This is a genomic window from Acinetobacter sp. L-24, from assembly GCF_056857555.1.
The window spans coordinates 1-11,481 of sequence record NZ_JBSXNI010000032.1; the positions used below are offsets into that span (position 1 = coordinate 1).

An 11,481-nucleotide genomic window follows, 5' to 3' on the forward strand; every position below is an offset into this window, starting at 1 on the left:
ACGCTGGTATTGGCGTAATCCTACAGATTTACATTCATGGCATATGGATGAGACTTATATCAAAGTGAAGGGGCGATGGACTTACCTGTATCGTGCAGTTGATCAACGTGGTCATACGATTGACTTTTACCTTTCCGCTAGGCGGAACAGTAAATCAGCCTATAGTTTTCTAGGAAAGATATTCAATACGGTGAAAAAATGGCAAATTCCACGGGTCATCAATACAGATAAAGCAGCGACCTATGGCCATGCTTTATCACGATTAAAGCGAGAAGGAAAATGTCCACCAGACCTTGAACACAGGCAGATTAAGTATAAAAATAATGTCATTGAATGTGATCATGGTAAGTTAAAGCGGATCATCAGGGCCACAATAGGATTCAAATCTATGAAGACGGCTTATGCCACAATTAAAGGTATTGAAGTCATGCGTGCACTACGTAAAGGACAAGCATGGTCATTTTATTATGGTCAGCCTCAGGGTGAAGTGTGTCTAATCAACAGGGTTTTCGGTCTCTAAGCACTTTTTAAAGGGAACTTCATCGACTCAAATCTCTATTTGCAACAGTGCCAATTTAAATCATTATCTTTGGAATAATTTTGTTCCTTGTCTTTCATTCGAGAATCAATTTTTTGATTCTCATAAAATTTCTCTGCTCGTTCTTCTGCTAAAGGTATGCCTAGATCCCTTTCTTCTAAACTAAGTTCTAAAGGAGACGGGGTAGGGGGGACACTTTTTTGAATGAATACTTGTTCTAATTCTTCTTCAAGTACAATTGGAATATTATATTCTGTAGCTAATCCTTTTACCTGGTCTTTAAATGTTTCACTGCCGTAGACCTGCACCGTACCATATTTCTCTTTTGCTAGAAGTAAAGCATCAAGAATGTGATTATTCTTTTCACTTACAACAGCAATATATGAAGCATCTTTTGCTTCAATGAATGCAGTCTCGTGCTGATCTAGATAAAATTTATGTCCAAACTTATATTCTATGACATATTTTTTCCTAGAGGAAAACATCATTTTAGACTGCTGAGAAGGTATAGAAGTTTTTTTTGAAGATGCTAAGGTATTCAAGCGTTCTACTTCTTGTTTTTTCTGAAATTTGAGTCTTCGACTGTGTTCAAAGTATTGCAGCATTTGTTCAAACTCCGATTCAGCTAAATTTTCAGGAAGTCTGATTGTTCTCTTCTTTTCAGCCTTAGGCACAAGCTCTAATTCTAGTGTTGAAGATGAAGATGTAGGCTGTGAATTGTACTTCTGTTCTTTTGGTTGCTTGAGTGGAGAAATTTGTAGACTGAAATATAGTTGCCAACAATATTCAATATCAGATGAATTGAAATATTGCTTATTCAGTTCTTTGGGCTGAGTATAAATCAGTTTTTGAATCCTAAGTTTTAAGGTCTTTAGATCATCTTCTTTAAGATCAGGCAATTTCTTTTGATTAATACAACTTTCTAATGTTGATTGAAGTAACACCATTGGTATACCGCAACAATTTAAGAGCAAACAAGTTTTAATAATGGCAGTACTTTGAGGTGCGTGGGTAGTTTTAAATCTTTTAAATAATTCAGTAAAGCAAGATTCGATATTGTTTTGAGACAAACGTTCAAAACTTGGTAAAGCCCTTTCTTTATTTACATCCTTGATATCTTGGGCTCTATGTTGCAAAGCTATATGGAACAAGTCTTTAAATTCTGACGAGCCTCTGAGAGTTCCTTTCTGATTAGGATCCAGTACTTTGATACATTGTTGCAGCCGGGTGAGAGAATAGTTGCTAAAGACGAGGATCCCATATTGATTTTGAATGGCAATAGGTTCATGCGGTTGATGCCAATCGAAAATGATTCTTGCTGTTTTGATCTTTGGATTATCTTGGCAAATAAAATTTTTAGATTGACGTTGGTCAAATAAAAATTGTTGTTGCATAAGCAAGTAATGTGAAGGGGGGAAAAATTTTAAAAAATCTGCATAAGATGTGATTTTCGATGAATCAAAACTTGTGGAAAATGGAAAGCATTTTTTCAGCGTTTGAGATGTATTTTCACTTAGGTTTTTATGTTGAGCGTTATATTTTTTTCTTTGTGATGCTCTCGAATTAATTTGATCCGCGTGATGATGATAATGTAGTAATGTAAAAATGGCATCAGATGATTGCTCTGGAAATTTTTGTTGTAAGTCTTTTAAAAAATGCTGTTTATCATGCTTATAATTTTCATTTTTAAAAGAAATTTTTTGATATTCATCTTTACGATTTTTACTAATTGAATCCTTTTCTACTTTTAATTTTAAATAAACGTCATGGAGATCTTTAACTAGAAAATCTTCATTTTTGAACAAATGATAAGAATGTAGTGTCGTTTTTGCTGATTGGACGTGCTGAATATTATCGCTTAACTTGATCAGAGGAATTATTTTGTGATCGACATCATGATGAGTAAAATCCCCCCATCGTTTTTCTAAGTTTTTCAGAGTGACTTGTTTATTACAAAATAATGAGGCTTTAAAGGTGGGTGTTTGCTTTTCACTTGTCTGAATTTTAAAAATACTACCATTACGTTTTTTTTCATACAAAATTCCAATTTCGGCTAATCGCTGGTGCCAGTCTTTCCAGTTTTTAGCGCTGTTCATTACCTGCTGGATATTATTTTCAATATAGTGTTGATAGTTTATTCCTACCGCAATTTCACTGCTCATTCGACTTTTTTGTTGATGTCGATGTTCTTGATCTCGAATTTTCGAATAAATTTTTTCAGCATCAGGCTGAGGTACATAATCTGGATTTTTATCACACTGTCCAGTTTCATGGTTATAAATGAAAACTGGATTAGGTTCCGGCTCCCAGCCCTGTTTTGCTTCAATTTCTGCAGTAGCTCGATGGACTGCATTCAAAATCCACCCCACACCAAGATCAATGACTTTATTTTCATGGTGTTCATTTTTTTTGAACGGATGAACTTTATTGACGATTAAATGAAAGTGCACATTGTCTGTATCCAGATGCATTGCATATTGCATTTGCAACTCTTCTGCACCCAGATGTTTTGCTAAAATATCGATCTGTTCTTCAAGTTGTTCAACAGTTGGAACTTCAAATTTTTTAAAACTTCCGACCATATGTACGATTGGGTCAATCACACGAGAGTTCAAACTGGCCGTTTGTGACATTTCAATTTTTTGATATTTCAATACGATTGGGTCAATCACATGAGAGTTTGAACTGATAGTTTTCGACGTTTCAGTTTTTTGATAGATAGGAACCTCTAAAAAGTTTCTCGAGTTTGAATAGACACGTTTTTCAGAAAGTAAACCTTCATCAAAACCAGGATGAAGCTGATTAATATACTCTGGTAGATAATTAATACGCGTTTGCTTCGGATGCTGAATATAATCAGATAATCCAGTCACGCGTTCATCAATTGATGAGTCAATCGGGTTGGGAATGACTTTAATAATCATATCTTATCCAACCTATCATTGAGTTTACGTACAGTCATTTTGATCTCAGTGATGAGCTGTTTTATTTCCTCTAATTCATAAAGAATGAGTTGTGTATCTTTGAGTTTTTCCAAAAGTTTTGTCAGTAAAATTCCGGTAACTCTTACATCATGAATTTCCTGTTTTTCTAATAAAATGATTTGAGATTCATTAAAAATTTTCTTGCGTAAATAATCTGCTTGATTCATGTGTAGGACTTCACAGGAAGCTGTAATCTGCCGATACTCATCTTCTGTGAGCCGAATAATAATTTGTTTGTTTCTTAAAGGCTTTTTCATTTTTTTCTACTATATACAAATTGAGACCGAGCGAAGCGAGCTCGATATTTGTGAAATGGACGATGTGATATACATCGTCCCATCCTGTACTTTTTTCGGTCCATTGGATGTAATGAATATGATGAAAATCATGCTTGTTTTTTCTTTTTGTTCTTAGCGCAAAAGATGACTTTTTTCAGTAATTTAAAAATCAAAAAAGGGTCATGTTTTGCCATTTTTGTTCAGGGATATATTCAGAATAATTGGCTTGTACATTTATTCCTAAGGAAGAAATATGATGCAAGATCAGAATAGTTTAAAATTCGATAGTGAAAATCCAGATAATACAAATTCTGTATTCCCAACAGAGAATTCTCTTGAAGTTGTAACAGCAAAAGAAGAAAAGCCTTCAAGATATGTAGCGAAGAACCAAAAAATTTATAGCATTAATGATGCTAAAAAATTTGAAGATATTCTTCGTCGTCATCTAGTCAAAGTGAATGAAAAAACACTCACGCGAAATGAATTGCTTTCTCAGCATAAGACAACTTTATTTCAACTTTTTGAGGAGGGAGTAACAGTAGAGGAAATCCTGACTTTTCTACAAGAAAACAATTTCACAGGTATTACTGCTGAGAATTTACAAGAAATTTTAAAAAAGAAAAAATAAATTATGGTGTGGAATAAGATCAGGATTACTAAGTATTCATGAGTTTATTTTACACAAAGCAATTGGTCCCATCGAAAGTAGTTTTGGCTCAGTTGATCACGAGACATATTCCAGTTTCTATTCGGTAGCATACTTGCACCCATGGCAAGCTTGGTTTTCCCAAACTTATGATGGATTTCGTCAAGTGAATCCATCAAGTTGTTGTCTACGGTTACTTGTTTCATGTTCGTGAATAGGTCATAAATATGGTTAGCTTTAGGCTCTAGACAAGTCAATATTACGCCACACTTTTTGAAGCCTACATCTTTCTGATATAAATCATCTATCATTTTTATGGCAATCTTACACAGCGTTAATACGTTATCCGTAGGTTCTGGCAAAGTAAGTGCTGCAGACTTACTGTAATAGGGTCTATGCGTGTCAAATGGATTGGATTGTACGAAACCAATCATGTAACCACACAACATATTCTCTCCTCTTAAGCGAGCTACTGCATCTTGAACATAGAGACTCATAGCCTCTTTAAGATCATCAATATGATAAATCCTTTGGCCAAATGAACGACTTGCGACAATCTGCTTTCGGGGGGCTTGGGTATGTTCTAACTCGATACAAGAGACACCATGTAATTCAAGTAACGTTCTATGCATAACAATGGAAAATTGATCCCTGATCATGAAAGGGGAGGCCATTACGAAATCCAGCACGGAATAAATATTAAGACTATTTAGTTTGTTTGTATGTTTCCTACCTACGCCCCAAATTTCACCTACCTCTATCGTTTCATATAAGCTTTCTATAGCACAATAATCCATGGCAACCAGATTGCACACACCATTGAAGTAGGTATTCTTTTTTGCAATATGATTTGCCATTTTGGCTTCAGTTTTAGTCCTACCTAAGCCAATACATACGGGTAAGCCGAGCCAGGTAAAAATACGCTGACGAATCGTCTGTGCATAATCAGTCAAATCATACTTCTTGGTATAAGCAGTCAAGTCCAAGAAGCATTCATCAATTGAATAGATCTCTTGTTCTTCAGGAGTTACAAAGTCAGACAGGACCTTCATGAATCTGCGAGACATTTCTGCATATAAAGCATAGTTACTTGAGAGCACCTGGACCTTATGCTGCTCTACAATGTCCTTAATTTGAAAGAAGGGCACCCCCATCTTGATACCTAAATCTTTGGCTTCCTGGGAGCGTGCTACAGCACAGCCATCATTATTTGAGAGGACAATCACAGGTTTGTTGTTCAGACCTGGATTAAAGATACGTTCACAACTGACATAGCAGTTGTTGATATCTACCAGAGCAAATATCTTGTTGGTATATGCCATATGATGAAACCAAGAGAGTAGTTATTTACGTTTCCTGAACGGTTTAATGACATAAGTCACTACACCCCAAATCACCATCTCCTGGCCATCTCTAAGATGGATATCAGAGCAATCAGGATTCTCAGCTTTAAGCCAGTGATAGTCACCTTCAATCATCAAGCGCTTAACAGTAAAGTCATTGTCGATTAGAGCGATAACGATATCTTCATGTTTGGCTTCAAGGCTACGATCAACGACAAGTTCATCATCAATTTCGATACCTGCATCTCTCATGGAAAGAGAGGCCACTTTTACAATAAACGTCGTAGCCTCATTGCTAATGAGGTGTTCATTCATATCTAATGTTTTGTCGACATAATCCTGAGCAGGGGAAGGAAAACCAGCAGCAATCTTCTCGGCTGCTAAAGGAATTTGCATGTAAGTGGATGGCTGTACCGGAGTGATTAAAGCGACATCATTAAAGCATTGGCTATCTGCTTTGTTCAGATAATCTTTAATCTCTACGACCTTAGATAAAGGTACTCTTACAGTTTTGGTAGGTTCATTGTATTTCAGTTTTCTACCCGCACCTTCTCTGATTCCCCCACGCTTGTTGTTCATAACTTATCCATTATTTGATTTTGTGACGTAATCAGATAGTATACTTTTCTTCATTTGAAAAACAATAGAATCTGGATAAACGGTTAATATAAAAAGTATAAATTTAGGGATACTTCTAATTCTATAGATCTAATTCTTTATCAGTGAGCTGTATACAAAGTAGCTTTGGATGAACATTAGATGAATTTAGATCCTGTAATAAAATAGCTTCTGATAGAGACTTAGAAATTTTCAAATGATATGTAATTATGATTTATATAATCCCCTTTAATGCTTCTACTGGATTTTAGCCCAGAGATGAAAGGGAGAGGTGCTTAAGGTAATAGCCTGCTACTTTAGGACTTTTCCAATCATATTATCTGATAGCTATACTGATGTTTGTTCACAAGTAACTGTTGGTATTCTTTAAAAGTCAGTACTTTAACCTGGAAAAGCTTCTACGGCCTTAAGTACAGAAAGTAGTCCATTCATACTTTCCATCTGTTCTATAGGAACTCCTCCAGTTAATGAATTAGGGGAGTTGAGAAAATGATGCATCCATTTAATATCACCGCCATTCAGGCTATAAACAGCTCTGTAAATCCGAATTACGATTAGTGCTATTTCCCCTTGTTGAGAATTCGGATCTAAGGTTTTTAATTCAGAAAATTCACCATCAACACCTTCCAGATGCAGAATTTTTAAAAATTGCTCTGGCTTTAGTCCAAGTTGTTCAGCAGCTTTCCAGGACGCTTTAGCCAAAAGTCTGGATCTATCTATTTGTTGTGAATGTGGACTCATGATCGTGTCCTTAATATAAGAAACCGTTCTTTTTACATTACATTAAAATTAGGAAGGTGGCCTAAATTTTCTTCAATTGACCAGTTTTGATTATTCCTAAATAGACATCTTTGATGGCAAGTTAAATAAGAATATTAATATGATAAGAAATATATAAGGCCTAGATGTTATATCCAAGTTTTATGAAGTGTATTGAATCTTAAAAATTCTTATTTCGAAGGCTAGATAAGGTACAGGTGAGGAATGTTTATAGGCATTGCCTATAAAGTCGTTATGAACTAACGTTTAATATTTGCTATATAGCTAACATTGCATATAAATTATGCAAGATTCGCTATATGGCTAATACAATATTGTGAAATCGGAAAATATTATGGCTTCTAGAAAAGAGATTGGAGAAAAAATAAAATTGGCCAGGAAAAAACTCGGCTATACACAAAAGACTGTATCGGAGAAATCTAGGGTCAATAAAACAACAATTTCTGAGATTGAAAACGGTCATTTCACTGGTTCATTTGACTTATTTGAAAAAGTACTTAGTTGTGTCGACTTACAGTTCGAAGTCGTACCCAAAAAGCACACATTACCTCAATGGGAGGAAATCGAGTTTTTATTCAGAGAAAATTGAAGTAAAAAATGGCGGATTAACTTTCATTCTATATGTTATTCCTAAGTAGAAATGTCCTACCTTAAAACCAAATAGAAATGTCCTATACAGACATTTCCAAGTCAAGCACAGGATTCAGATTTCGTTCTTTGATTACTGTTTTCTGTGCACGCCTGCTTGGCATCTTTTGAGAACGATTGCGTTTATTTTGTTGTTCTAGTTCTTCATGCTGCTGTTGAATATGGGCTAATACAGAACCCAAACGTTTATTTTCAACAATCTCTCGCTGGTTGAGCTGACTTAATTTATCGAAGATGCTGTAATTGATTTTTCTTCCCTGATATTCAATCGCGACTGTACTATCCGGGTATTCCAGAAACTCAAGATACTTGCCAATCAATCTTTGGTTTTCTTCCGTGTTTTCCAGGAGATATACGCATTTATCATAAGTGATCGTCAGGCTATTCGTGACTCTGCGGGGTTCACGCCAGGTAAAAATATCATCTAATTCTTCGGCTGTTTCAGTGACAGTCCGGTGTAGATCCTTGGGATTAAAGGCCATCTTGGCAAGCTTCTGATTGAACTGCTCAATGAAGCAGGGTAGCCAGGCATTGGCTTCGGCAATCGAACTGATGCCTTCCAGACGCATTTCTTTGATCAGACGGTCCTGAAGCGTTCTATTGGCTCGTTCTACACGGCCTTTGGCCTGTGGTGAATTAGCGAAGATAATATCGATATTCAGGGTGCTGAGTACGCGCCCAAACTGGGTAATCTTGGTGTCTTTCTTACTGCTTTGATTCACCCTGAAGACTGAATGTTTATCGCTGTAGAAGGCTAAAGGCTTACCATGCTGCTCAACATACAAACGTGTTGAAATCATATAGTCAAAGGTTGATTCCGACTCACAGAAGCGTAAATGCTGCAATTTTCCTGTAGCATCATCGATAAATACCAGCAGACAGCATTTAGGGGCTCGACCTTCAAACCAGTCATGGTGTGAGCCATCGATTTGGATCAGTTCACCATAACAGTCCCGGTTATAACGAGGCTGATACGGGCGTTTCAGACGCTTGGATCGAGGAATCCATAAATCGGCTGCAATCATCCAGGAACGTAGTGTTTCTACTGAAAGATCGAATCCATGTACGGTGGTGAGCTTTTCATGCGCTAAAGTGGGTCCGAAACCATGCAGTTGATCAGAAACAATATTGAGGCACTTGAGTCTGAGCTCTTCAGGAAGCCTGGAATTGCTGATTTGACCACGACCGGCATGGGCTAATGCAGCTGGGCCTTGAGCTTTGTATTTTTGCAATAAACGCCTGATCTGACGCTCTGAAATATGAAGTAGCTGAGCAGCTTGGGACTGGGTTATGCGTTGATCACAGATTTCCTGCAAGACCGACAATCGTTTAAGTTCTTTATCCGACATAGACACCAACATATCAAACCGTCCGCTAAGAAAATTGCAAAAGTGCATATTCTAAAAGCGGACATTTCTACTTTGGATTTACACTACAATTTCGCATAAGAGATTTTATGTTAAATAAATCATCTAAAGGCCCAGTGTAGAGGCCTTCTATAGATCCTATTTATTATCTTAAATCTATCACTAAATTGGATTGGCGCTAATTAATGCTTTGCTTTTCAAAATAGCAAAAGAATCATCATGCTTACTTAATACATCTATGAAAGCTGGAATTGTTTCTGCATTTAATAAATAAGGATTAAATTCATCATTATGATAATTTTTAAAGAATTCGATTACCTCTTTATGAATCATGGCATATTTCATGTGCCATGAAGAAAAGAAACATTCTTCAATATTTTCAAAGTACAAGACTTCGCAATTTTCATGACGTGGATCTTTTAAAATCTTTTCATAGAATAAATGCTGTACTTTATCTTTTTGGCCTTCTAAGCATTGCACAAAGTAATTATTTCCATAATATAAAGCACCATAAATTTTATTTAATGAATTAAAATCAAGAGCTTCTGCCAAAATATCACACAATTCACTTACTGGATTAGTCTTACTTTTAAACTTACTTACATATAATAATCTTACATCATTCATAGCTTTTCCCTTTATCGGAATTTATTAAACTTTAATTAATACAATTAGTTATAAATAAATGGCATAAGCTTAAAAAATGGTCCTAAGATTTTTTAGACTTCAAATGACACTTGCTCTGGTTAAAGAACTTGCACTGAAGATAAATTAAGTTTTTCAAATATATGGCCTTTATCAAATAGTAGTTTTGGGACTAATTGATGAAGCTGAATGTACTTTAATTGACAGCTATGAAATAGCTGTTTCTCCAACCTTAATAAGGCTCAAAATGGAGTAGTACGCAGAAATCTTTTAATTTTAAGAAACTAAAATGACAGTCATTCGTTCTTTAGAACATTTAACTGAGATGGCGTTAGATAAAAAGCCATAAAAGAGATAGGAGGACTACGACATCTTCTTAATGAAGCGCAATATAAGGGATATAGTGAATAGCCACTAATTTTGTAGACACCTTTTAGTTAGATAAAATGGCTAATTAACGAGGTGCTTATGAGCAGTAAACGATATCCTGAAGAATTCAAAATTGAAGCAGTAAAGCAAGTTACCGAGAAAGGTTATAGTGTGGCCGAGGTTGCTGCGCGTTTAGGTACAACTACACATAGTTTATATGCCTGGATTAAACGCTATGATCCTCAACAACCCAAAGTTACTCAATCAGCAGATCCAACTGCAGAGCTAGCAAAGCTCAGAAAAGAACTGCAAAGAGTAACTGAAGAACGGGACATCTTAAAAAAGGCCGCGGTGTACTTCGCAAGCCAGTCCAAATGAGGTACGCCTTTATTCGGGACAACCAGCATATATGGCCGATCCGTCGTTTGTGTTCAACTCTAGATGTTCATCATAGTGGTTATTATACATGGCTAAAGCAGCCTATCAGCAAGACAGCCCAGAAACGGCAACAACTTTCAGGACTGATTAAACAGTTTTGGTTAGAATCTGGTGGGGTTTACGGCTATCGCAAGATTTACTGTGATCTGAAAGATGTTGGTGAGAATTGTGGGATTAATCGAGTGCATCGGTTGATGAAAGTTGATGGACTTAAATCACAGCGTGGCTATCGCAAACCTAGAACTCATGCAGGTACTCCGTCGGTTGTTGCTGCAAACACTTTAGACCGCCAATTTAATCCAGCACAGCCGAACCAACTATGGGTGACTGATATTACCTATATTCGTACCCATGAAGGATGGCTGTATCTCGCAGTGGTAATCGACCTGTTCTCACGACTTGTAGTTGGCTGGTCTATGAAATCCAGAATTACGACAGATCTGGTTTTAGATGCGTTATTAATGGCTCTATGGCGGAGAAAACCACAGAATAAAGTTCTGATTCACTCTGACCAAGGCAGTCAATATACGAGCCATGAATGGCAAACATTCCTTAAGCAGCACAATCTGGAATGTAGTATGAGTCGCAGAGGAAATTGCCATGATAATGCTGTTGCTGAGAGTTTCTTTCAGTTGTTAAAGCGAGAAAGAATTAAGAAGAAACTATATGCATCAAGAACTGAAGCTAGGTCTGATATCTTTGAATATATTGAGATGTTCTACAATTCAAAACGCAGACATGGTTCCAATGGTCAGCGTTCTCCATTAGATTATGAAAAGGCCCATCAAAAGATGGTTAGGTGTGTCTAGAATTTTGGTGGCTATTCA

Annotated in this window: 11 protein-coding genes; 4 read left to right on the top strand and 7 right to left on the bottom strand. The window is 36.4% G+C overall.

What is annotated here, in order from left to right:
• On the top strand, window positions 1-520 hold a 520-nt coding region (locus AC13CK_RS03670; protein ID WP_482830947.1), incomplete at its 5' end, for an IS6 family transposase.
• Between the two features lie 35 nt (window positions 521-555).
• Here AC13CK_RS03670 and AC13CK_RS03675 read toward each other — a convergent pair.
• Window positions 556-3,462, bottom strand: coding sequence for a relaxase/mobilization nuclease domain-containing protein (locus AC13CK_RS03675; protein WP_482830948.1), 2,907 nt, complete (start codon window positions 3,460-3,462; stop codon window positions 556-558).
• Window positions 3,459-3,779 carry a plasmid mobilization protein gene (locus tag AC13CK_RS03680; RefSeq protein WP_482830949.1) on the bottom strand — a complete coding sequence of 107 codons (321 nt, stop codon included), beginning with the start codon at window positions 3,777-3,779 and terminating at the stop codon, window positions 3,459-3,461. Before AC13CK_RS03680 ends, AC13CK_RS03675 begins: the two co-directional genes overlap by 4 nt.
• A gap of 274 nt (window positions 3,780-4,053) precedes the next feature.
• Here AC13CK_RS03680 and AC13CK_RS03685 point away from each other — a divergent pair, with 274 nt between their 5' ends.
• A complete protein-coding gene (locus AC13CK_RS03685) occupies window positions 4,054-4,428 on the top strand; it encodes a hypothetical protein (protein WP_482830950.1) in 375 nt (124 codons plus the stop codon).
• A 44-nt stretch (window positions 4,429-4,472) separates the two neighbouring features.
• Here the strand turns inward: AC13CK_RS03685 and AC13CK_RS03690 are convergent, their stop codons facing one another.
• The 3 genes from AC13CK_RS03690 to AC13CK_RS03700 all read right to left on the bottom strand — a co-directional run bounded on the left by AC13CK_RS03690 (window position 4,473) and on the right by AC13CK_RS03700 (window position 7,148).
• Window positions 4,473-5,768 carry a Y-family DNA polymerase gene (locus AC13CK_RS03690; protein WP_482830951.1) on the bottom strand — a complete coding sequence of 432 codons (1,296 nt, stop codon included), beginning with the start codon at window positions 5,766-5,768 and terminating at the stop codon, window positions 4,473-4,475.
• A 21-nt stretch (window positions 5,769-5,789) separates the two neighbouring features.
• Complete coding sequence (locus AC13CK_RS03695) at window positions 5,790-6,368, bottom strand: LexA family protein (RefSeq protein ID WP_482830952.1); 579 nt, start codon at window positions 6,366-6,368, stop codon at window positions 5,790-5,792.
• Window positions 6,369-6,788: 420 nt separating this feature from the next.
• Entirely contained in the window at window positions 6,789-7,148 is a 360-nt protein-coding gene (locus AC13CK_RS03700) for an MbcA/ParS/Xre antitoxin family protein (protein ID WP_482830953.1), read from the bottom strand.
• Between the two features lie 373 nt (window positions 7,149-7,521).
• Here AC13CK_RS03700 and AC13CK_RS03705 point away from each other — a divergent pair, with 373 nt between their 5' ends.
• Window positions 7,522-7,776 (top strand): helix-turn-helix domain-containing protein, encoded by a 255-nt coding sequence (locus tag AC13CK_RS03705; RefSeq protein WP_482830954.1) that lies wholly within the window; start codon window positions 7,522-7,524, stop codon window positions 7,774-7,776.
• An 82-nt stretch (window positions 7,777-7,858) separates the two neighbouring features.
• Here the strand turns inward: AC13CK_RS03705 and AC13CK_RS03710 are convergent, their stop codons facing one another.
• Together AC13CK_RS03710 and AC13CK_RS03715 are read right to left on the bottom strand one after the other, a co-directional pair.
• Window positions 7,859-9,184, bottom strand: coding sequence for an ISNCY family transposase (locus AC13CK_RS03710; RefSeq protein ID WP_482830958.1), 1,326 nt, complete (start codon window positions 9,182-9,184; stop codon window positions 7,859-7,861).
• A gap of 180 nt (window positions 9,185-9,364) precedes the next feature.
• The gene (locus tag AC13CK_RS03715; protein WP_482830955.1) at window positions 9,365-9,829 is read right to left on the bottom strand and encodes a BLUF domain-containing protein; all 465 of its coding nucleotides are present in this window, start codon (window positions 9,827-9,829) and stop codon (window positions 9,365-9,367) included.
• Window positions 9,830-10,315: 486 nt separating this feature from the next.
• Between AC13CK_RS03715 and AC13CK_RS03720 the strand changes: the two genes are divergently transcribed.
• Window positions 10,316-11,463 (top strand): IS3 family transposase gene (locus tag AC13CK_RS03720; protein ID WP_482830957.1). Its coding sequence is split into 2 segments (ribosomal slippage): window positions 10,316-10,562 and window positions 10,562-11,463, totalling 1,149 coding nucleotides; the frame shifts between segments, so codons are not numbered across the junction.
• The last annotated feature ends 18 nt before the right edge of the window (window positions 11,464-11,481 follow it).